A 22,239-nucleotide genomic window follows, 5' to 3' on the forward strand; every position below is an offset into this window, starting at 1 on the left:
TTAATGAAAGCCATGATTTTCGCCGCCGGTTTGGGTACCCGCTTACGCCCACTGACGGATAATATGCCCAAAGCACTCGTTCCGGTAGCTGGTAAACCCATGCTGGAACGAGTGATATTACGATTAAAAAAAGCCGGATTCGATGATATCACCATCAATATTCATCACTTTGGAGGGCAGATTGTCGAGTTCCTTCATGCCAATAATTCCTTCGGCTTAAACATCCATATCAGCGATGAACGCGATATGCTGCTTGATACTGGCGGCGGTGTCAAGAAAGCCTGTCCCTTTTTAGATGGTAACGAACCGTTTCTCGTTCATAATGCAGATATCCTGACTGATATAGATTTGACAACCTTCTATCGCCATCATCAGGACAGTAATGCAGAAGCAACTTTACTTGTCAGTGAAAGAAAAACATCCCGTTATCTCTTATTCGATGATAGTTATAACCTGCATGGATGGATAAATAAGTCTACCCAAGAAATAAAACCGGAGGGATTTAATTTCCACGAAGGAGATTATAAAGAATTAGCATTTGGCGGCATACATGTTATCTCTCCTTCCCTTTTCCGCTATATGAAAAATGAACAGTGGACAGGAAAATTTTCTATTATCCCATTTTACCTGTCCATCTGTCAACATATACCTATACAAGGTTATCCGCTCCAAGGTTTCCAATGGTTTGATATAGGAAAACCGGAAACATTGGCAAAAGCTGAAGAATACTATGCCAATGCTAATATCAATATCTGAGCAGTGAGTACCCGCAGGAACATTGCTAATGGATAAACTGTGGCATATCCCACAGCGGGTGCATCACAAGAAGTCAGATCTGAAGAATAAGCTAATGCAGGAGGATTGGTATTTGTACCTGACAATACTCCTATCAGAGTATAATAATTCAGTTTCCAGGCAAATCGCCCTATCAAACCTCCTATCAATAGAGGAACTACAGTAATTATAGCGCCATAAGCTATCCAAACATATCCTCCTTCATAAATAATGGTATCTACAAATCCTTTTCCTGCTCCTAAACCCACACAAGCCAAGAAGAGAGAGATACCTATTTCTCGTATCATCAAATTGGCACTCATTGTCGTATAGGTTATCAATTTGTATTGAGGACCGAAACGGCTGATAAGTATCGACACAATCAGCGGACCACCTGCCAAACCCAACTTAACAGGTTGAGGAATACCCGGAAACATAAAAGGAAGACTACCCAGAATACAGCCTAAAGCAATACCTAGAAAAATGGGTATTAAGTTCGGATGATTCAGTCGTTTCAACGAATTACCCAATATCTTTTCCGTATGACTAACGGCTAGCTCACTGCCTACAATAGTGACACGGTCACCCATTTGTAACTGAAGCTGAGGAGCAGCTACCAAATCGACACCAGAACGGTTTACCCGTGTTATATTGGCACCGAAATTATTACGTATCTTTAATTGTGCCAAAGACTTTCCATTCAATTCCGGCTTTGTAATCAGAATACGGCGAGATATTAAATTTTTATCTGATTGTTCCCATTCAACATTAATTTTTTTACCAAAAAAGGCTATAATAGCCTCTACATCAATTGGATTAGCAATAAACAAAATTTCATCTTGTACATGTAGTACAGTATCTGCATTTACCAATTCAGCCTTTCCATCTCCTTCGTGATGACGTATACGTGAGATAACGAATGCCCGGTTTAGTAATGGTTTGATATCTTTGATTTTCTTTCCTTCTACCGCTTCATTTCGTATTTGAACAGAAATGGGACGTACAGTCAATTCTTGTAAATGTCCCAGTCCACGGTCAGCTTCCATTTCTTCTTTTGCCGTATTAATGTGGAGAAGATATTTCAACGCGAGTAACGCTAAAATACATCCAATTACACCTAGCGGATAAGCTACTGCATAACCTAAAGCAATTTCAGGAGCATCTATCCCGTTCAAGTCGCTATTTGCTTGTTGGGCAGCGCCCAAACCGGGAGTATTGGTTACGGCACCGGAAAGAATGCCTACCATGGTAGTAATGGGAATACCTGTAAAGAAATGAAGTATAATGGTAATCAATACACTAACAAATACGACTAACACAGTCAGCATATTCAGAGTGAATCCACCTTTTTTAAAGGCGGAAAAGAAACCGGGTCCAACTTGCAAACCGATAGAATATACAAATAGTATTAAACCAAACTCCTTCAGAAAGTGAAGTAAATGTTCATCTAAATTAAGATTGAAATGTCCGAATATAATGCCTACAAATAATATCCAGGTAACCCCCAAAGAGATACCGGCAATCTTCACTTTCCCCAGCATGATACCGAAAGCAATGACTAGTGATAAGATAAGTACGGAGTGTGCCACTCCTCCACCCCATAGATGAGGATATCCTTCGAACAAATTTCTTAACAATTCCATAAAATCAGCATTTTATATGTTTTAATAATTAAAACTCAATAATATATCCCCGCAGAAATCACTTCTCCGGGGATACCATTCACACATTTTTTTAATAACTATTTATAAAGGCATGTTACCGTGTTTTTTCGGTGGGTTACTTTGGTTCTTATTATGAGCCATTTCTAATGCCTGCACCAATTTGTAACGGGTGTCACGCGGCATAATAATTTCATCAATAAAACCACGTTCAGCAGCACGATAAGGGTTAGAAAATTTTTCCTTATATTGCTCAATTATATCTTTTTTCTCTTCGGTAGAAGCTTTTCTATAAAGGATGTTTACAGCACCTTCAGCTCCCATTACAGCAATTTCTGCTTGTGGATAAGCTAGATTTACATCAGCACCAGTCGGTTTACTGGACATCACAATATACGCCCCTCCATACGCTTTGCGTGTAATCAACGTTATTTTTGGAACTGTCGCTTCTGCATAAGCATACACGATTTTTGCTCCGTGACGAATAATGCCATTATGCTCCTGCATTGTTCCCGGCAAAAATCCCGGTACATCCTCAAAGGTTATTAATGGAATATTGAAGCAATCACAAAAACGTATAAAACGGGCAACCTTATCAGATGCATCAATATCGAGTACTCCAGCCAGATACGCAGGCTGGTTGGCGACAATTCCTACTGAACGCCCGTTGAGACGGCCAAAGCCAATGACTACATTCTTGGCAAAATGGGGCATTACTTCAAAGAAATATTGATTATCCAATACCGGCTCTACGACATCCTTAATATCATAAGGCATATTTGGATCTTCCGGAATGACTGCTTGTAAAGCTTCTACCTGACGATGAATATCGTCCGTACAGGGTTTGAAAGGTGTATCTTCCATATTATTGGATGGCAAAAAACTTAGAAGTTCGCGAATACTCATCAAAGTTTCTTCTTCGTTATTACACATGAAATGAGTCACTCCACTCTTACTGCTATGTGTATAAGCACCACCCAATTCTTCTTTATCCACTTCCTCATGAGTTACGGCTTTCACTACATCTGGCCCTGTAATAAACATGTGACTTTGTTCTTTTACCATAAAAATAAAATCAGTCAATGCCGGAGAATAACAGGCTCCACCGGCACAAGGACCAAGAATTGCAGATATTTGGGGAATGACTCCTGATGCTATTGTGTTCTGATAGAAAATGGAAGCATATCCCGCAAGGCTATTTACACCTTCTTGAATACGCGCTCCTCCCGAATCATTCAATGCAATCACCGGAGCACCATTTTTTAGTGCCAGTTGTTGCACCTTGACTATCTTAGTCGCATTCATTTCACTCAATGAACCGCCGTGAGCTGTAAAATCGTAAGCATAAACAAACACAAGCCGACCATCTATTCTACCGTAACCACTCACCATACCGTCACCGGCTATTTGTTTTTTTTCCATACCAAAATCGGTACAACGATGATTTACAAATTTATCCAACTCATTGAAAGTCCCTTTATCCAGTAAAAAGTCAATGCGTTCACGTGCTGTCATACGACCGGAAATATGTTGCTTTTCTATTTTCTCTACCCCACCACCCAATGAGGCACGTTTATCCAGTTCTTCAAACTGTTTATATATATCTTCTCTATTCATGGTTATTCTTCTTTAATAAGCTCCAATTCTATCAAAACCTGATTGGCATTTACCGGTTCATCTTCGTTCACCAGTATATTTTTTACTACACAATCCGCACTCACTTTGTAGTTACTTTGCATCTTCATGGCTTCCAATACTACGACAATATCTCCCGCAACCAATTGGTCACCAACATTCACAGGAATACTTACGACTTTACCCGGCATGGGAGCTATAATCTTATTATCCTGTTTCTCATCCGCACCTTTTCTCATGCGCAGATACTTGGCTTGCGTATCTACAATATCTACATGATATGAACGGTTGAGCATACTTACATCATAACTCTTCCCTCCTTCTGCGCGCACTATTCCGGCATTGAACGAATTACCGTTGTGTAGAATAGAACAGCTTCCGTTTTCTGCCATTACAATATCTACATCATATGGTTTACCATCAATGGTTAACTGTACTTTATTTCCATTTTTACTGACCAGTGTAACATCTGCTGTCCGGTCTCCAATATGTATTTCCATTTTCTTATCAATCAATTAAATTCTCAGTACACCCTTCTGCAATCCGAATTCTCTCCAGCGACTAATAGGGCGTCCGTCTGGAAGTTGTCCCGACGTATTTTCTTCCAGATTAACCAGATAATCTATATAAGCGGCAATCATGGCAATATTTTCCAGTTCATTGTTAGTTGTATTAGTGCGAACCAACATGCGGGCATTTTTTCCAATAAACAAGGTATTATACTCGCCTTTCACAAAGTCCGGTACATACATGATACGTTTCAGATAAGCCAGATTTGTTTTCAATCCTGTTATCTTATATTCATACAACACGCGTCGCATACGTTCGATGGCATATTGGCGGGTTGTTGCCCACACTATCAATTTACCAATCATCGGATCATAATAGATAGGTATTTCGTACCCCTCGTACACATAACTATCTATACGAACTCCGATCCCGTTCGGTTCCGTCAGTTGTTTGATGATACCCGGTGAAGGCATGAAGTTATTTTCCGTATCCTCTGCACAGATGCGGCACTCTATCGCATGACCACGTTGAAATAAATCTTCTTGTTTAAGGTGTAAAGGTTCGTTATTAGCAATCCTGATTTGTTCTTTTACTAAATCTACGCCAACCACCTCTTCTGTAATAGGATGTTCTACCTGTAACCGGGTATTCATTTCAAGGAAATAGAAATTCCTGTTTTTATCCACTAAAAACTCAATGGTACCTGCACCGGAATAACTTACAGCTTTGGCCGCAGCAACAGCCTTTTCTCCCATCTCTTTTCGTAGATCTTCAGTGAGAAAAGGTGACGGACTTTCTTCCACAATTTTTTGATTGCGCCGCTGTACCGAGCACTCGCGATCGAAAAGATGAATTACATTCCCATGATTGTCGCCCAAAACCTGAAACTCGATGTGATGAGGTTCCTCTACAAACTTTTCCAGATAAACCGTATCATCACCGAAAGATGACATCGATTCGGAACGGGCTGTATTGTATGCTTCCACAACTTCATTTTCACTATGAATAAGCCGCATACCTTTGCCACCGCCTCCCATAGATGCCTTCAACATCACTGGATAACCTATCTTATTACAAACACGTATTGCTTCTTCAGCATTCTGTAAAGGTCGTTCTGTTCCGGGAACTACCGGTACCCCGGCGGCAATCATTCGTTTGCGGGCAGCGATCTTATCTCCCATAGCTTCCATCGTTTCAGCCGAAGGACCTATAAAAATAATACCTTCTTCCTTACAACGACGTGCAAAATCTGCATTTTCAGACAGAAAACCATATCCGGGATGGATGGCGTCTGCTTTACTGAGTTTAGCCACAGATATTACTTTCTCAATATTCAGATAACTATCTTTAGCTGTAGTTCCACCTATCGGATAGGCTTCGTCAGCGTAGGCTACATGATGTGACGTACGGTCGGCATCTGAAAAAACGGCTACGGCAAGCATTCCCATTTCTCGGCATGAACGCATAACACGCAAGGCAATCTCACCCCTGTTGGCTATCAGTACTTTTTTTATCATTTCGTTTTTGCTTAATATATTGGGGATTTTTTCCGCTTCTGTAAAATGCATCTTTTACTTCATCCAGACAGCGCGGACACAAACAGTCCAGATAATTCTCTTTTAAATACATACGTTGCTGTAAGTCCAGCTGTACCGTTGTACAATGACATTGCGTTATATTGTCGTGCATACACTGGAATGTTGCACCACAACGTAGACATACCTTTTTCATAGGCATCCCTTTTAAATTTTAATGTTAATCTAATCTTTCGGTCTGTCTTCCTAACCCACGAGCAAAGGCAACCTTTAATGAATGGCAGGTCTTCTGACTAACTCCTATCTTGAAACCTTCCCGATATATAAACACAATATCAGTGGTAAAAGTTCTTTTTCAAAATATTAAATAGAGCTTCACAGCAGCGGGACTGTTCGGGATTTACACCCGATTCCCTTTTAATTCGGATGACAGAATAGTTCATCCGAAGCCAATTCGGCGACAAAGATAAAGGAAAATCTAAATTAATTGAGAATAGATTTATAAAAGTCTTTTCTTTTATCACAGGTATTGGTTGTTTATTAGAGGGAGATTTTATGTTTGCCGTTTAAAACGGTATGTAATGTCATTGAAGATGCCATTATCAATGCGATATAGCCGTTGGTTGGTACGTTCAGACTTCAGACCGCCAAGGCTTTCAACATACGGACCTAATTTAATATACCGGAAATACTTTGTATCAAAACCGGCAGGTAACTCAGGTTTACCTGAATACCATCCGACTTTAATAGTAAATCGATTAGAAAGAAATAGAGCCAGTCGTTCCACTTCGGCAGGTTCGGCATCCCCACCCATAAAACAAACACAAGTGATAGAATTACCATACTTTTCAAGAAGTGCCGACAGACTCTCTTCCGTCAGTGACTCTCCAACATTCTTCATTAGATAAGCACTATGGCAACCCTTACATTTGTTGGGACAGTTGGAAATATTGATTGCCAACGTCACCTCATCCGGTATTTCTTGAAAAACGATATCATAATCAGTGTAGCGGAGCATAATATCTTCGTGCAGCCTCCTTTTGCCGTGGTTGTGAGAAATTACTTACGCGTTTCATATAACCTATTATACGAGTCAGATAATCAACATTATTACTATGGCACTTCGGACACTCTTTCAGGTATCTTTTATCTATATGCTGGCAATCGTTACAAATTGTATTCGGAATATTGAAAGTAAAGTAATTACATCCTTCACTTGCAGCCACACGAAGTAATTGCCTATATTGTTCCTTGCTCAAATGTTCCTCCAAATTCATGTGCAGTGCCGAGCCACCCGTCAAATGTTCTATATAACGACGACCATGCAGACGGAACTTATCTACGATATTCAGCGAAGTATCTTCCACAATGTAAAAATAGCTGTTATAACAATCACGGAATGTCTCGAAACCAGCTTCTTTATCCCATTTGGCATGTTTCACACCCACATTTTCAGCAGGAATCATTTCACAGTTGAATAACAAATCTTTTGTACGATATTTCTTATTATATTTTTCAATAATACTCAATATTTCCTGTACAAAAGCTTCATACTTGGGATTGTCATTAATATCTATACCCATAAATTGCGCAGCTTCCACCAAACCATTCACACCGATTGTCAAATATTGACGTCCCATATTGATATAACCGGCATCAAACAATGGAAGCATACCCTTGTTTTGTAGTTGTTTCAGGTTCTCATTGTAAGCTATCTGTACTTTATGAACAAGATCCACAACTTCTTCGAGAAAGAAATGGTAAATCAAACCGGATTTTACGGCATGTTGTATACAACGGTTCAAGTTTATCGTCAACACACTTTTTGAACCGGTAGATACACCACCTGCCCCCAAAGTATAACTAAATCCATTATCTTGAATTTCGTTACGCAAACGGCAGCAGCTGCTCAGAGAATCGGCATTATCACTCATATAGGTAAAGAACGAATGTCCTTCAGCATACATTTCTGCCGTGAAATCACCATACTCCTTATCCAATACATCTCCATCTTTTGTTAGTAGCGCCATGGTTTCTACCGGGAAGGTAAGTACTGTTTTAGTACGTTCCTTATTGAACCATTTCATAAATCGTTTCTGCAACCAACTTAATGAGCTCCAGTCAGGTTTACTACCGTCTGGAAATACAAAATGTTCAAAAAGGCTATTGAAATAATATTTATCATAATAAGCTACGTTCCAGAATACAGCCTGAAAATTCCGGGCACCCGTGGGCTGATTAATGGAATAGACCACTTGTTCGAAACAATCCGTAATTACTTTGTCTATTGTTCGTTGCCTGGTAGAGAGATCTACAACTTTATCAGCATGTTTATAATAATCTTTACCGAATTCTTTACCAACAAAATAATTCATATACATCAGAAACTCCGGTGTGGCACAAGCTCCGCTTAACATGCTGGATACGATAAACACCATATTGATAAAACCTCCACAGAAAGATTTCAAATTTGTAGGTGCCGTTGAATTACCACCGATCGACATAGTGCCACTTATCAGCCATGGATACATGGTGATACTTGCACAATAATTCGCCAGACTGGTTTCATCATTTTTATATATAAAGTGGTTATTCAGTAATTCAATATAACGGTCAGAGATTTCTTTGCCATACATATCCTTCAGGCGATCAGTCAGCAGGCGACGATTTAAACGAATAAAATTAGCTTTAGGCAACTCACCGATTAAAGTAGCCACATTCTTATTCTCGACATTGGCGTTGGCATCATACTTACTTCCTGTGGCAGGATTGGAAGCATCGCAATAGTCCAACAAAAAACGAAGTTTATCACGTACTTCCCGATCTTCCAAATGTTTCTGGCGGTATAACATAAACGATTTGGCAACAGCATAATAATGTTCTGCCATCAATGCTACTTCTACTTGATTCTGAATTTCTTCTACACTGGCTCCGTCATTGATACTCACACGACTAAGTATATTGGTAATGACATCCTGTGTAGCAAAACTACCTACTGATAAAAATGCCTTACTGATGGCATTTTTGATTTTGTCGAGTGAGAATGCTTCTTTCTTTCCATCTCTCTTGACGATAAAAGTCTCTGAATTAATCATATCTATAATTTAAGATTTAAAAATTATTTACGATAAATTCAAACAACAATGCGCAGAATACAAGTAATAAAATGAATCTTCAGCGGACTCGTTCTATAGCTTTTCACCCGAAAGCATTGAATGAATGATCAGTAAAATATGGCAGGTCTTCTGACTGACTTCTGTTGCAACGCCTTCCCGGTTATTTTTATGACCAGTGGCTATAGATAGGTTACAACATTCCTCCACATAAGGGAGACAAAGCTTACAGCTACGGGGATAGTTCCTGACTTTCACAGGATTCCCTTTTAATTCCTCGTCATGCTAAGATGATTTGGAAACCATTTTCATAGGACAAAGATAACAAGAAAATTTGCAATGCAATGAAAAGAAGAAGAAAAAATATTAATACCTTTTTTCTGTAAGATAAAATATTTTAGAGAACTTATTTTTGCTCAGATATAGTTTTTTAATAACTTTGCAACACTTTTTGGTTTCGTTCCTTTCTGAATAACACGAAAAGAACGGTGAAAAGGGAATCAGGTGTAAGTCCTGAACAGACCCGCTGCTGTAAGTCCTTTTAATTCTTTGAATATACTTTGCCACTGTCTGCTAATCAAGATGGGAAGGCGTTTCAAAGATGGACAAGTCAGAAGACCTGCCAAAAATAACATAGTTTTAACGCTTTCGGGGAATAAAGCAGTAAAACAATGAGTCTGGTAATTCTTTATCATTCATAAAGAAATCATTTCTCTTTGTCTATACTCTTTTCTTTTCGGAAGCAAGTCAATGAATATTATGTATAAACTAACGACTTGAAATGAAATTCTTCACATACATTTTGTTTTGCATAACCTGCATGTGCCAAGTGGCAACAATGGCTCAAAATAAAGTAGTTTTATCAGGAACAGTTACCGACAGGCACGGCATTCCTCTTCCACAAGTAACAATTGCTGTTGAAAACACTACTATTGGAACATATACGGATGATAATGGCCGATATTCGCTACCCGTTACACCAGGCAAATATACTCTTGTTGTATCTTTTATCGGTTACCAGACATCGAAACGTACCCTCAATCTCCAACAAGATAAAAAAGTGAATTTTATATTAGAAGAGAATTCTGTTGTGCTCAACTCTGTTGAGGTATATGGAAAGAGCCGGACACAGAAAGTAAAAGAAGGAGCTTTTGCTGTCAATGCCCTCGATATAAAACCAATCATTAATTCTCTGAATAACCTTAATGATTTAGTGAACCGGACAACAGGTGTCAAGGTAAGAGAAGAAGGTGGAGTCGGTTCCGATTTCGACATGTCCATTAACGGGATGTCCGGTAATTCTGTACGTTATTTTTTGGATGGAATTCCACTTGATACGAAAGGAAGCGGTGTTTCATTGTCAAACCTGCCGGTAAATATTATAGACCGAATTGAAATATACAAAGGTGTAGTACCGGCTAACCTAGGTACAGATGCACTAGGAGGAGCTATCAATATCATCACCAAACAGGAAAAGAAAAACTATTTGGACTTATCCTATGGCATTGGTTCATTTCATACACATAAGGCAGACTTGAACGCACAATTTATAGAGTCCAAGACTGGGTTGATTATCAAACCGACCTTCGGAGTGAATTATTCCAAGAACGACTATACGATGAAAGATGTTGAAGTATGGGATGAAGACAGCCGTAAATATGTATTAGTGGATCGCAAACGCTTTCATGACGATTATTTCTCATTGTTGGGACAAATAGAAGTTGGCTTTACCAATAAATCATGGGCGGATGCTTTCTTCATATCCGGTTCATATTCCAAAGTTAATAAAGAATTACAAACGGGGTCTGTTCAGAGCAAAGTTTATGGTATGGCGGAACGGAATACGAATGCTTGGAATATGTCTGCACGTTATCGAAAAGATGATTTCATAATAAAAAACTTACAATTGAATGCACTTTTTTCACAGACTTGGGATCATTCGTTAACGGTAGATACCGCATATCGACAATATGACTGGAATGGTGATTATATTCAAAGTTCACGAAGTGAAATTATGGGACGGGGGCGACTGATGCGCCATTACAAACGTCCACTAACCATTGTACGTACCAATTTGGACTATCATTTAAATGACCATCACAGTCTTAATCTTAATTATTTGTTAAATCGTACGGGAAACAACAGATATGATGAAATTGATGCCGATTTCGAATCTACTAATGACGTATTATCCAAACATGTATTAGGCTTATCATACAGTCAATCTTTCTTTAATGAAAAAATGGAGAATATATTCTTCATAAAGGACTACGTCAATCACTTGAACATTAGACAAAATGATTTACCTAGCATCACAGGCTCTGATATTGTAAAAGGTTCACAAACCAAAAATTATTGGGGATATGGAATAGGTTCACGTTTTTCCATATTAGATCCTTTTTCTATTAAATTTTCTTATGAACATAGCGTCCGTTTACCTATTGCCCGTGAATTACTGGGTAATGGAACTACTATATATGCCAACGTAACCTTAAAACCCGAGAGTAGTGATAATATCAATTTAGGTATTTTTGGAACTTGGCATCCAGTCGATGGACATACCATTTATTATGAAGCCAATGGTTTTATTCGTTCCGTAGACGATTATATCCAAGCTGTCGTATCACCTAAGGAAGATGGAACCATGCAATATGATAATGTTCCGGCTGTACACATCAAAGGAATAGAAGGAGAAATACAGTATAACTGGCAGAATAGGTTACAACTTTCCGGAAACATCAGTTATCAGGATGCACGAGATCAGAAAAAATATAAAACAGATGGAAAACCCTCTGCTACTTATAATAACCGTATACCCAATCGCCCTTGGTTCTTTAGTAATACAGAAATAAATTATACTTTTCACAATCTGCTACTTCCCCAAAGTAAATTCCGTATGGGATGTAGTTATCAATGGGTACATTGGTTCTACCTTTCGTGGGAAACCTATGGTGCCATAGAAAGTAAAGCACGTATCCCGGCACAGCACATTTGTAATGCCGCTTTAACCTACTCATGGAAACAAGATAAATATAATATTTCTGTGGAATGTACTAACTTCCTAAACAAGACGCTATACGATAATTATAAATTGCAAAAGCCCGGTCGGACACTCTTTGCTAAATTCAGACTTTTTATTCATTAATTTATCACATAATAATAATTAAAAATGAAAGATTTGAGATTTTTAGTCGGCATGTTAGTCATGATGATGACCATTACATTCAGTGCTTGTTCGGATGATGAAAATCCGGCACCTATTCCTGATCCTGATCCGTCGGAAAACAGTTATCATTTTGATATTTGGATTGCCGTGGACAAACACGGCGGCATGGGACGTGATGTAAAGACTTTAGTCAGAAGTGTATCTTCTTTGGAAGCAGATCAACCAATCATAGACTTTGTGGGCGAAGGTACGGAAGTAAACTCCAAACTGACACTGGAAAACATAATTAAAGGTGCATATTATTATCAAGTGCCTGTAAGCGGTGACCGTTTCGGTAAATACACTTTATCAGATAATCAAATTAATATTATTCAAGAACAGAAATTCAAGAATAATGGTAACACATATTCTCCTCGTAAATACACCCACGCTTGGATGCCGGATAATAAATTGATCATTATGGCTGCCAATGGAGATGGTACAGAGATTATTTATACCCTGCTCGATGCTTCCAGCATGGAAATCCTTAAAGAAGGTACATTGGATATTCAAGTGCCAACAGGCTCAGCGTCGTTTACGACCAGCGGAATTTTGACCTATCGCGAGAAAGATAACAAGCTGATCTACTTCTATTACGGAAAAGCTAAAAAAGGCGCTTTAAACTCTACTGCATCAAAAGTGTTTACTGCTGTAATCAATGCTTCCACAATGGCTGTGGAAAGTAATATGCAAACTACCAAAATAGACGAAATGGTAGGTAGTGCTTATGGGGAATTGTTACAGAAATGTGTAGCTTTTGACGAAAGTGGCAACCTCTATCTCGCCAGTCTGTCAAATGATGCAGATAAAGTGGAAAGATCTCACCTGTTAAAAATAAAAGCTGGAGAGAAAGATTTTGATCCCGACTACGATGGTTTCAAGACTGATGGCAAATTGCTTTCCATTGAATATTTAGGTAATAATAAAGTACTTGCTTATGCCCGTGAAGATGAACTTGGTACCAGTATAGACAGCTATAGCCATTATTATGCAATCATAGACCTGACAAATAAATCATATACACGTCTCAGTTATAACGGAACTGATCTGCCATACAGTAGCGGACGTTTCTCCCAACGTACTGCCATAGCTGGTGGTAAAGCCTATATTGGTGTCAATCCGAAAGACAGTAATCCCTGTATTTATATCTACGATATTGCAACCGGTACTGTAACTAAAGGCAGGGAAATTGCAGAAGGTTACTATTTTGAACAGATCCGTGTCTTGGAAGATGAACAATAATTTCCTTTTGATGTTCTTACAACTTTCTCTTTTTACAGTTTGTATGGTGAAAGAGGAAGTTTTATAACAGCCGCCTTCTCGCTAGACTTCATATTGGCGAGAAGGCGGTTCTGCTATCGATACACTTCGATATTACTGTATATGGAGCATAATAGTAGAAATACTGTATCCATGACAGGGTTAGTATTAAGTATCCATTATCTGCGGAAGAAAAAACGTTATAAAGGAAAATAGCCGTTTCTCAAACTTACTTCCATTCTGTGGAAAGTTTTGTTTTCATGTGAAGAATATGCCAAATAGAACGTATATTTGCATACCAATATAATGATATATGAAGCAACCTAAAATAATTGTTGCCGGACTTGGCCCGGGCAATAAAGAAGATATTACACCTGCCGTGCTTACGGCTTTGCAAGAAGCGGACGTAGTGGTAGGATATAAATATTATTTCCGGTTTGTAACTCCTTATCTCCGCCCTGAAACCGAATGTGTGGATACCGGTATGAAGCGGGAACGTGTCCGTGCAGAGCAAGCCTTTGAACTGGCAGAGCAAGGAAAAACGGTATGTGTCATCAGTTCCGGTGATGCGGGAATTTACGGTATGACGCCGCTTATTTATGAAATGAAACGGGAACGCAGCAGTGCTGTGGATATAGTTTCTTTGCCGGGTATCAGTGCTTTTCAGAAGGCAGCCGCTCTATTAGGGGCGCCGGTCGGTCACGACTTCTGTGTTATTTCACTTTCCGACTTGATGACTCCCTGGGAATGTATAGAGAGAAGAATTATCGCTGCTGCGACAGCCGATTTTGTAACTGCCGTATATAATCCCAAAAGCGAAGGCCGTTACTGGCAACTATATCGCCTGAAAGAATTATTCCTACAAGAAGGTCGTTCTCCTCAAACTCCGGTAGGCTATGTACGCCAAGCGGGACGACCAGAACAGGAAGTACACATCACGACTCTGGAAGCTTTCAACCCCGAAGATATTGATATGTTTACAGTGGTACTTATAGGTAACTCACAGTCATACGAATGGAATGGGATGCTAATTACACCACGAGGATATTATAAAGATAGGGGGCAAAACGCTAAAGATGATCTTCAGAAACCTAAACATCATCTTCAGGGAGCAAAACATCATCTTCAGGCCAATAAAGGCCAGGACATCATGATACGTAGTTTCCGTACCATCGAAAAAGAATTAAAGAATAAAAATATTCCTCTTGACCATAAATGGGCGCTTTTGCATGCTATACATACCACAGCCGATTTCGAAATGGAGAACTTACTTCACACGGATACCGGTGCCGTAGCTTCCCTTTATCAGGGTATTGCCGAAGGTCGTATCCGTACAATTATCACTGATGTGACAATGGTTGCCAGTGGTATCCGTAAGGGGGCTTTAGAGCGACTCGGTGTAGAGGTAAAATGCTATCTCGGTGATCCTCGTACGGTATCATTGGCTGCAGAGAAAGGTATTACACGTACTCAGGCTGGTATTCGCCTTGCGGTAGAAGAACACCCTGATGCTCTTTTTGTATTTGGTAATGCACCTACAGCATTAATGGAACTCTGTGATTTGATACGTAAAGAGAAAACGTATCCTGTCGGAATAATAGCTGCACCTGTAGGCTTTGTACATGTGCAGGAGTCCAAACACATGGTAAAACCATTTAAAGAAATACCGAAAATCATAGTGGAAGGGCGTAAAGGGGGAAGTAATCTTGCCGCAACATTGGTAAATGCCATACTTTGCTATAATGATGCGGAACAGTTACAGCCGGGAAGGGATGTCTGAAGTCCTGTTATAAAATAAGAGTATAATGGAGCAGAAGTTTATAATTATAGGGATGGATGATAATCCGGAACCTTTTTTCCCGCCGGAAGTAATAACATGCATACGGCAAGGAAAAATCTTCTCGGGTGGCATGCGACACAAGGAGAAGGTCAAAAAGTTGCTGCCGGAAAATAACGAATGGATTTCTATTACCGTACCTTTGGAATATGTGTTTCGTCAATATGAAAAAGTTTTTACCGAAACCGGTGAAACGATTATTGTATTTGCTTCCGGCGATCCGTTGTTCTTCGGTTTCGCAAATACGGTAAAGCGAGAATTCACAAATGCAAAAATACGTCTTTACCCCACATTCAACTCTTTACAGATATTAGCTCATCGACTGGTTTTATCTTATGATGATATGCGAACCGTGTCATTGACGGGTAGACCATGGCAAGAATTTGACCGTGCGCTGATGGAACGTGTGCCTAAAATAGGTATTCTCACCGATCGTAAACATACTCCTGCCACTATTGCCGCACGTATGTTGGAATATGGTTATGACTATTATATAATGTACGTAGGTGAACACCTCGGCAATGGTGAGAAAGAGTGTATCCGCCGTATAACTCCCGAAGATGCCGCCCAATGTACTTTTGAACATCCCAACTGTATAATATTATGTAGCCAGTCTATGCCAGCCGATGCAGTTACCTTACATCAACCAACACAATTCCTCGGTTTGGTTCATCCCCGTCCGTTCGGTATCCCAGATGAAAAATTCGAGCATCTTGATGGTCGTACCCGTATGATTACCAAAGCTCCGATCCGCTTGCTTACGTTGCAGGCGCTGGAACTGAACCGACGTCGTGTTTTGTGGGATATCGGTTTCTGTACCGGTTCTGTTTCCATAGAAGCAAGGTTACAGTTTCCACATCTCACTGTCATTGCATTTGAAATACGTCCCGAAGGCGAGAAACTGATGGATACCAATACCCGTCGTTTCGGGGTACCGGGTATTAAGGCGATTATCGGGGATTTCTTGGAGAAAGAAATAGATCAGCTCCCCCACCCCGATGCGGTCTTTATTGGCGGACATGGCGGACATCTGCAAGAAATGTTGATGCGGATTAAAAGTATATTGCAACCCGGAGGATGTGTTGTTTTCAACTCCGTGTCGGTGGAAAGTAAAAAAGCCTTTATCGAAGGTATCCAAATAGCAGGACTGGTACTTCAACCTTCTCTGCAGATTACTTTGAATGATTATAATCCTATCGAAATTATGAAAGCTACGCTTTCATAAAATATATATATCAATATATGAAAACAGCTATAATTCTCGTTTCTGAAGCCGGTTTGAATACAGCACAATTGCTGCTTAACGAACTGTCAGAATTAAAATCCGAGACAAAAATGAAAATAGAGATATTCACTCCCCGACATGAAGGTGGATGTACTCATATTGAATCCGCAACCTCTTTTACGTCAGAGAATTTCAATCGTTTTGACGCCTTTATCTTTATCGGTGCTATGGGTATTTGTGTACGTGCTATTGCTCCATGTGTGAAAAACAAATATACCGATCCTGCCGTGATATGCGTAGACAGTATAGGGAAACATGCCATTTCTGTTCTTTCAGGACATATCGGAGGAGCCAATGAGTTGACAATTCATGTTGCAAGCATACTGGGAGCCGAACCAGTGGTAACTACACAAAGTGACCTTACCGGGCTGTGGGCTCTTGATACTTTGGCGGAACGCTTCAACTGGTTTCCTGTCATCACTGCCGAATCTTCCGTACTTTTAATGGCTGAACTTGCCACCACTACCGAGGAAAAAGTAAGAGCCTGTATGAACGAACACATCAGCCTTTTTGTTGCCGGAAAACCTACGGCGCTACTGCTCACCATACGTGACAAGGGAACAGAGTGGATGGAAGCAAATCTCCCCCCCCATGTTCAAGTTTTCTACAATGCCAAAGATATTAAACCTTCACATTTCAAACTAATACTATGTGTATCTCCTCAAGCTCCCAATCTGAAGGAGATACCGATGATTTGCTATGTCCCCCGTGTTATTCATCTGGGCATCGGACTTGCACGGGAGGCAGGCCCCACCCGTAAAGTACAGAAAGCTATATTTAAAGATCTGGAACGCGAAGGTATCTTCCTTCCTGCCATTGCTTCCATTTCTACCATCGATGCCAAAAGTGAAGAACCGGTAGTGAAAGCGTTTAAAAAGAAATATCCGGTCTATTTCTATACTGCGGAAGATTTGGCAAAAATAGAAGTTCCTCATCCGAGCAAGACAGTGATGAAACACATGGGAACTCCGAGTGTCAGTGAGGCTGCAGCTCTTCTATCTTCGGGAAACGATCAGTTGCTGATGCCCAAAAAGAAAGGAGAAAATTATACCGTAGCGGCCGCTATTAATGTAAGTGTACTTCGCCGAGGGCATATTGAAATTGTCGGTGCCGGTCCGGGTGACCCTGACCTTATATCCGTACGTGGCCGTCAGATGCTTGAAAAAGCCGATCTTATCCTATATGCAGGTAGTCTGGTTCCCCGCGAACTGACATTATGTGCCAAACCGAGTGCTACTGTGCGTAGTTCCGCATCTATGAATTTGGAGGAACAGTTCGCTTTGATGAAAGAATTTTATGATAAGGGTAAGTTTATTGTACGATTACACACCGGGGATCCTTGTATTTATGGAGCCATACAAGAGCAGATGAATTACTTCGACCAATATGACATGAGTTATCATATCACCCCAGGAATATCTTCTTTCCAAGCAGCTGCTGCCGCATTGAAATCACAGTTCACTATTCCTGAGAAAGTACAAAGTATTATCCTGACTCGTGGCGAAGGCCGTACACCTATGCCTGAACGGGAAAAGCTTCACCTCATGGCACGTTCGCAAAGTACCATGTGCATTTTTCTCAGTGCAAGTATCGCAGATCAAGTACAAAGGGAACTTTTACAGGAGTATCCAGAAACAACCCCTATTGCTGTCTGTTACCATCTCACGTGGAAAGACGAACGTATTTTCCGTGGCGAGCTCAAAGACCTTGCCCAAATTATAGATAAAAATAAGTTGACGTTGACAACTATGATCGTGGTGGGTGAAGCGATTGGTAACCGGGAAGGCTTATCGCGGTTGTATGCAGATGAATTCAAGCATTTGTTCAGGAAATGAAGATACAGAATTTCAGGTACATTGGTGTCTAACTAAATAAAAAATTATGATACTGATATTAGGTGGAACTACCGAGGGGCGTGTAGCGGTTCAGACCCTTGAGGAAGCAGGAAAACCCTTTTACTATTCTACAAGGGGGGATGAACAGAAAGTACCTCTGCACAATGGTATCCGCCTGCAAGGGGCTATGGATGCCATTGATCTGAAAATGTTCTGCCAAGAAAAAGATATCCGGCTCTTAATTGACGCCGCCCATCCTTTCGCCGAACAACTTCACCGGACTGTGGAGGAAGTTGCCCCAATACTCCATATTCCCGTTATCCGGTATAATCGTATCTTCCCCGAACGGAATGAAAAAAACATCACATGGTGTGATAACTACGAAGATGCTATTCTAAATATAAAGAAAGCGGGTATTTTCACTTTGTTGGCACTTACCGGAGTACAAAGCATAAGTAAACTTAAGAGACTTTGGCAAGAAAATATATGTTGTTATTTCCGCATTCTCGACCGAGAAAGTTCACGCGAACTGGCCAGGCAACAAGGATATCCTAAAACACACCTGTATTATTATCACGCCGGAGAAGATGAGCGGCTTTTGATGCGACAGTTGCATCCGGAGGCTATTCTCATCAAAGAAAGTGGAGTATCCGGTGGTTTCATGGAAAAAGTAGAAGCTGCCCGTGAACTGGGTATTCAAATCTTTGCTTTACGTCGCCCCGCAATACCTGAAACATTCTTGTCTGTCAATGGTGAACATGGTCTCAGACGAATGATAGAAAAACTTCTTCCTGATTTTTATCCTCTGCACAGCGGACTGACAACCGGAACCTGTGCAACAGCTGCTGCCGTGGCAGCTACTTGGGATCTGTTTAATATATCTCAAAAACCACGTCCTAAGGAGTTTCCGGTGGTACTTCCTTGTGGAGAAACCATTATGGTACCCGTAGAGAAACAGGAACGACTGCCTCATACCAGCTTTATGAATGACAACTGGATGATGGAGACGGAAGCATACGTCATTAAAAATGCCGGGGATGATCCCGACATAACAGACGGTATGCAGATCAGGGCTAATGTAGCAGTCTCTTTTAAGAAGGACGTTCCTTCTCCCAAGAATACGGTAAACAAAAATGATTATAGTGTCATCGTATGCGGTGGCGAAGGGGTTGGCACTGTCACTATGGCTGGTCTAGGACTTGAGGTGGGTACATCTGCTATCAACGCCACGCCACGAAAGATGATTGAAGACAATGTGAAACGGTGTCTCAAACAATTGCACGTACTCAATGAGCCCAATCCTTTTGTTGTCACGATCTCTGTCCCTGGTGGAGAGGAAATTGCCAAACGAACTTTCAATCCCCGCTTGGGTGTAGAAGGAGGAATTTCAATCATCGGTACGTCGGGGATAGTTAAACCGTTCTCCTCTGAAGCATTCATTAACTCCATCCGCAAATCCATGGAGGTAGCACGTGCCACGAACAGTCCACGTTTTGTTATCAGTTCAGGAGCCAAAAGTGAACGTTTCATTAAAGCATATTATCCTGACCTGCCCAAACAGGCTTTTGTACACTATGGTAACTTCATCGGTGAAACTTTAAAGATTGCCGCCGAACTTGAATTATCATATGTCACTCTTGGAGTAATGATAGGTAAAGCTGTAAAATTAGCTGAAGGAAACCTGGATACTCACAGCAAAAAAGTAGTAATGAATAAGAATTTTATTCGGAAAATAGTCCGGCAAGCCGAATGTAAGGAAGAAACAATAGTCTCTATTGAACAAATGAACCTGGCCCGTGAATTGTGGGATATCATCCCTGCCGACAAGCTGAAAAGTTTCTGTAAACTATTGATTGAAAGTTGTCATCAATGTTGTGACCCGCTTCTGCCCAATGGAGAACTGACTATATTATTAATCACTGAAGACGGAAAGATATACACATGAGAAGAATTATTATTACCCTTTGTTTTGTATTAACAACTTTGGCAGGAATGGCACAGTCTCCTTTTTCTTTCCATGCCAAGGCAGGAATAGGTACTTCCAATTTTTGGGGTAAACATTCAAACAGTGAAACCAAGATGGCATATAAAGTAGGAGTCGGTGTCGAATATACGCTAAACAGAACCTGGGTAGTACAATCTGCGTTAGAATTTGTATCCATAGGAGGCAAGGATGAAATAGGTTATGTGGGAAATGCCAATATGAACGAATTATATCTTCAATTACCAGTTATGATGGCCGCCCGCCTTCACTTAGGTAAGGATTATCATATTTCACTAGGTTTCGGACCTTATATAGCTTGTGGTATAGGTGGAAAAACTTCCGGAGAAGTATTCAGAGAATATAGTGATAATGGCAACTATCATTTTAAGCTGGATACTTTTGGCAGCATGCAAAATCAGAATATGGGAAACATACGATTTGATACAGGTATTGTTATTGGTCTGATGTTTGAATATCATAAGTTTATGTTTGGCGCAGATGTACAGTTGGGACTGGTAAAAATCAACAAACAAATAAATCAGATGATAAATTCTACAGAAAATGGAGCTTTTCTACCTAAAAACTTTGCTTCGTTCTTTACATTGGGATACAAGTTCTTCTAGATATTACCGAACATATTCCCTTTCCTAATAATGAAAAAGAGAAGTTCCGTTAAAAGTCCAGAATTTCTCTTTTTCTTAATGGCAAGTGACTCCTACTTTTTGAGATGTTCATTAGCCAAAGTAGTTACCTTCTCTTTTGCTTGTTCCTCCAATTTCTGAAGAGCGTTATACACTTCGTTTTTCAACTTTTCAGCCTCAGAACTATGTGCTAAACGATAAGTTATTGCTCCAATGATTGAACCCAAGCCTAGTCCAATCCAAAAATGAGAATTTCGACATTCCATAATTAAGTTAGGTTTTAATAAGTTAATATTCAAGGAACCTGATAGATTCGCTCTATCAAGATTTAAATTGAAAACAGCGGACTTAACCATTAGTTCAATGAATAAGAAAGAAATTAACGACAATTTTATATTTACCAAATTATCTATCATTTCCATTCCTATCGCTTGTCTGAAAAATTCCATTCCGTTTCTTTTTGTTTCATTTCTGCCAAGATTCCACATGTCAAAGGTATGGCAAGGAAAAAAGTCAGTATATCGGAGGCTGCCTGACAAATTTCAACTCCTTTCAAGCCCCAACAATAAGGCAAGATAAATATTAATGGAATAAAAAACAGACCTTGACGGGCAGAAGAAAGGATTGTAGCACGTATAGGTTTACGAATGGTTTGCAACATCATGTTACTTACCACAATCCATGCACCCAAAGGATAGGTAATGAACTGCCAACGTAAAGCAGCCGCACCTGTTGCTATTACAGCAGGGTCACCTTTACGGAATACAGCAACAATTTCTTCAGCATACCCCATACCTGCCACAGCACATATCAATAAAAAGAAGAATCCCACTTTCACACAAAACCAGAAACCCTGACGAACTCGGGCATACAATGCCGCTCCATAGTTAAAACCACACACCGGCTGAAAACCTTGTCCAAAACCTATTAAGAAGGAATTAATGAACATGGAAATACGCGTTAC

15 protein-coding genes, 3 pseudogenes and 3 riboswitches are annotated in these 22,239 nt (G+C 40.1%); of the genes and pseudogenes, 9 read left to right on the plus strand and 9 right to left on the minus strand.

The features are described 5' to 3' along the window. Nucleotides 1-3: 3 nt before the first annotated feature. On the plus strand, nucleotides 4-756 hold the full coding sequence (locus tag DXC10_RS14415) for a nucleotidyltransferase family protein (protein WP_101542724.1): 753 nt from the start codon (nucleotides 4-6) through the stop codon (nucleotides 754-756). On the opposite strand, the gene DXC10_RS14420 is transcribed toward DXC10_RS14415, so the two are convergent. The 7 genes from DXC10_RS14420 to nrdD form a co-directional block, all read right to left on the minus strand. After that, nucleotides 729-2,417: a putative transporter gene (locus tag DXC10_RS14420; protein WP_117738200.1), complete on the minus strand. Its 1,689-nt coding sequence runs from the start codon at nucleotides 2,415-2,417 to the stop codon at nucleotides 729-731. The genes DXC10_RS14415 and DXC10_RS14420 overlap by 28 nt on opposite strands. Nucleotides 2,418-2,519: 102 nt before the next feature. Then, nucleotides 2,520-4,052 carry an acyl-CoA carboxylase subunit beta gene (locus DXC10_RS14425; RefSeq protein WP_101542722.1) on the minus strand — a complete coding sequence of 511 codons (1,533 nt, stop codon included), beginning with the start codon at nucleotides 4,050-4,052 and terminating at the stop codon, nucleotides 2,520-2,522. 2 nt (nucleotides 4,053-4,054) lie between these two features. After that, nucleotides 4,055-4,570 carry a biotin/lipoyl-containing protein gene (locus DXC10_RS14430; RefSeq protein ID WP_101542988.1) on the minus strand — a complete coding sequence of 172 codons (516 nt, stop codon included), beginning with the start codon at nucleotides 4,568-4,570 and terminating at the stop codon, nucleotides 4,055-4,057. A 15-nt stretch (nucleotides 4,571-4,585) separates the two neighbouring features. After that, nucleotides 4,586-6,097 carry an acetyl-CoA carboxylase biotin carboxylase subunit gene (accC, locus tag DXC10_RS14435; RefSeq protein WP_101542721.1) on the minus strand — a complete coding sequence of 504 codons (1,512 nt, stop codon included), beginning with the start codon at nucleotides 6,095-6,097 and terminating at the stop codon, nucleotides 4,586-4,588. Beyond that, nucleotides 6,063-6,311, minus strand: coding sequence for a cysteine-rich CWC family protein (locus tag DXC10_RS14440; RefSeq protein WP_370448222.1), 249 nt, complete (start codon nucleotides 6,309-6,311; stop codon nucleotides 6,063-6,065). Before DXC10_RS14440 ends, accC begins: the two co-directional genes overlap by 35 nt. 65 nt (nucleotides 6,312-6,376) lie before the next feature. Then, a riboswitch (cobalamin riboswitch) is annotated at nucleotides 6,377-6,584 on the minus strand. Nucleotides 6,585-6,668: 84 nt separating this feature from the next. After that, nucleotides 6,669-7,133, minus strand: coding sequence for an anaerobic ribonucleoside-triphosphate reductase activating protein (gene nrdG / locus DXC10_RS14445; protein ID WP_101542719.1), 465 nt, complete (start codon nucleotides 7,131-7,133; stop codon nucleotides 6,669-6,671). After that, the gene (nrdD, locus tag DXC10_RS14450; protein WP_117738202.1) at nucleotides 7,117-9,210 is read right to left on the minus strand and encodes an anaerobic ribonucleoside-triphosphate reductase; all 2,094 of its coding nucleotides are present in this window, start codon (nucleotides 9,208-9,210) and stop codon (nucleotides 7,117-7,119) included. The genes nrdG and nrdD overlap by 17 nt, the downstream gene beginning before the upstream one ends. Before the next feature lie 122 nt (nucleotides 9,211-9,332). Further along, a riboswitch (cobalamin riboswitch) is annotated at nucleotides 9,333-9,550 on the minus strand. A gap of 113 nt (nucleotides 9,551-9,663) precedes the next feature. Then, nucleotides 9,664-9,870: riboswitch (cobalamin riboswitch) on the plus strand. A gap of 139 nt (nucleotides 9,871-10,009) precedes the next feature. On the opposite strand from nrdD, the gene DXC10_RS14455 reads away from it, so the two are divergent. From DXC10_RS14455 to DXC10_RS14485, 8 genes and pseudogenes are all read left to right on the plus strand, one after another. Beyond that, nucleotides 10,010-12,373 (plus strand): TonB-dependent receptor domain-containing protein, encoded by a 2,364-nt coding sequence (locus DXC10_RS14455; RefSeq protein ID WP_101542717.1) that lies wholly within the window; start codon nucleotides 10,010-10,012, stop codon nucleotides 12,371-12,373. Between the two features lie 24 nt (nucleotides 12,374-12,397). Then, nucleotides 12,398-13,675 (plus strand): hypothetical protein, encoded by a 1,278-nt coding sequence (locus tag DXC10_RS14460; RefSeq protein WP_101542716.1) that lies wholly within the window; start codon nucleotides 12,398-12,400, stop codon nucleotides 13,673-13,675. A 331-nt stretch (nucleotides 13,676-14,006) separates the two neighbouring features. Continuing rightward, nucleotides 14,007-14,748 (plus strand): annotated as a pseudogene (cobJ, locus tag DXC10_RS16755) (precorrin-3B C(17)-methyltransferase); the annotation flags it as partial. 80 nt (nucleotides 14,749-14,828) lie between these two features. Then, a pseudogene (locus tag DXC10_RS16760) lies at nucleotides 14,829-15,473 on the plus strand (precorrin-8X methylmutase); the annotation flags it as partial. A 25-nt stretch (nucleotides 15,474-15,498) separates the two neighbouring features. Continuing rightward, nucleotides 15,499-16,755, plus strand: coding sequence for a precorrin-6y C5,15-methyltransferase (decarboxylating) subunit CbiE (cbiE, locus tag DXC10_RS14470; protein WP_117738206.1), 1,257 nt, complete (start codon nucleotides 15,499-15,501; stop codon nucleotides 16,753-16,755). A gap of 17 nt (nucleotides 16,756-16,772) precedes the next feature. Continuing rightward, entirely contained in the window at nucleotides 16,773-18,650 is a 1,878-nt protein-coding gene (cobM, locus tag DXC10_RS14475) for a precorrin-4 C(11)-methyltransferase (protein ID WP_101542713.1), read from the plus strand. Between the two features lie 46 nt (nucleotides 18,651-18,696). Continuing rightward, on the plus strand, nucleotides 18,697-20,595 hold the full coding sequence (gene cbiD / locus DXC10_RS14480; protein WP_101542712.1) for a cobalt-precorrin-5B (C(1))-methyltransferase CbiD: 1,899 nt from the start codon (nucleotides 18,697-18,699) through the stop codon (nucleotides 20,593-20,595). Then, nucleotides 20,592-21,257 carry an outer membrane beta-barrel protein gene (locus tag DXC10_RS14485; protein ID WP_101542711.1) on the plus strand — a complete coding sequence of 222 codons (666 nt, stop codon included), beginning with the start codon at nucleotides 20,592-20,594 and terminating at the stop codon, nucleotides 21,255-21,257. The genes cbiD and DXC10_RS14485 overlap by 4 nt, the downstream gene beginning before the upstream one ends. A gap of 92 nt (nucleotides 21,258-21,349) precedes the next feature. On the opposite strand, the gene DXC10_RS14490 is transcribed toward DXC10_RS14485, so the two are convergent. Continuing rightward, complete coding sequence (locus tag DXC10_RS14490) at nucleotides 21,350-21,724, minus strand: YtxH domain-containing protein (RefSeq protein WP_145998972.1); 375 nt, start codon at nucleotides 21,722-21,724, stop codon at nucleotides 21,350-21,352. Next, nucleotides 21,700-22,239, minus strand: a pseudogene (locus DXC10_RS14495) (MATE family efflux transporter); the annotation flags it as partial. The pseudogene DXC10_RS14495 and the gene DXC10_RS14490, both read right to left, overlap by 25 nt.

The organism is Bacteroides sp. OM08-11 (genome assembly GCF_003438665.1).
In the GTDB taxonomy this organism is placed as follows: domain Bacteria; phylum Bacteroidota; class Bacteroidia; order Bacteroidales; family Bacteroidaceae; genus Bacteroides; species Bacteroides cutis.

Excerpts from the sequence above, each read along its gene's own strand:
- DXC10_RS14415 (WP_101542724.1), top strand. The coding sequence starts at position 4 with ATGAAAGCCATGATTTTCGCCGCCGGTTTGGGTACCCGCTTACGCCCA.
- DXC10_RS14420 (WP_117738200.1), bottom strand. The coding sequence starts at position 2,417 with ATGGAATTGTTAAGAAATTTGTTCGAAGGATATCCTCATCTATGGGGT.
- DXC10_RS14425 (WP_101542722.1), bottom strand. The coding sequence starts at position 4,052 with ATGAATAGAGAAGATATATATAAACAGTTTGAAGAACTGGATAAACGT.
- DXC10_RS14430 (WP_101542988.1), bottom strand. The coding sequence starts at position 4,570 with ATGGAAATACATATTGGAGACCGGACAGCAGATGTTACACTGGTCAGT.
- accC (WP_101542721.1), bottom strand. The coding sequence starts at position 6,097 with ATGATAAAAAAAGTACTGATAGCCAACAGGGGTGAGATTGCCTTGCGT.
- DXC10_RS14440 (WP_370448222.1), bottom strand. The coding sequence starts at position 6,311 with ATGAAAAAGGTATGTCTACGTTGTGGTGCAACATTCCAGTGTATGCAC.
- nrdG (WP_101542719.1), bottom strand. The coding sequence starts at position 7,133 with ATGCTCCGCTACACTGATTATGATATCGTTTTTCAAGAAATACCGGAT.
- nrdD (WP_117738202.1), bottom strand. The coding sequence starts at position 9,210 with ATGATTAATTCAGAGACTTTTATCGTCAAGAGAGATGGAAAGAAAGAA.
- DXC10_RS14455 (WP_101542717.1), top strand. The coding sequence starts at position 10,010 with ATGAAATTCTTCACATACATTTTGTTTTGCATAACCTGCATGTGCCAA.
- DXC10_RS14460 (WP_101542716.1), top strand. The coding sequence starts at position 12,398 with ATGAAAGATTTGAGATTTTTAGTCGGCATGTTAGTCATGATGATGACC.
- cbiE (WP_117738206.1), top strand. The coding sequence starts at position 15,499 with ATGGAGCAGAAGTTTATAATTATAGGGATGGATGATAATCCGGAACCT.
- cobM (WP_101542713.1), top strand. The coding sequence starts at position 16,773 with ATGAAAACAGCTATAATTCTCGTTTCTGAAGCCGGTTTGAATACAGCA.
- cbiD (WP_101542712.1), top strand. The coding sequence starts at position 18,697 with ATGATACTGATATTAGGTGGAACTACCGAGGGGCGTGTAGCGGTTCAG.
- DXC10_RS14485 (WP_101542711.1), top strand. The coding sequence starts at position 20,592 with ATGAGAAGAATTATTATTACCCTTTGTTTTGTATTAACAACTTTGGCA.
- DXC10_RS14490 (WP_145998972.1), bottom strand. The coding sequence starts at position 21,724 with ATGGAATTTTTCAGACAAGCGATAGGAATGGAAATGATAGATAATTTG.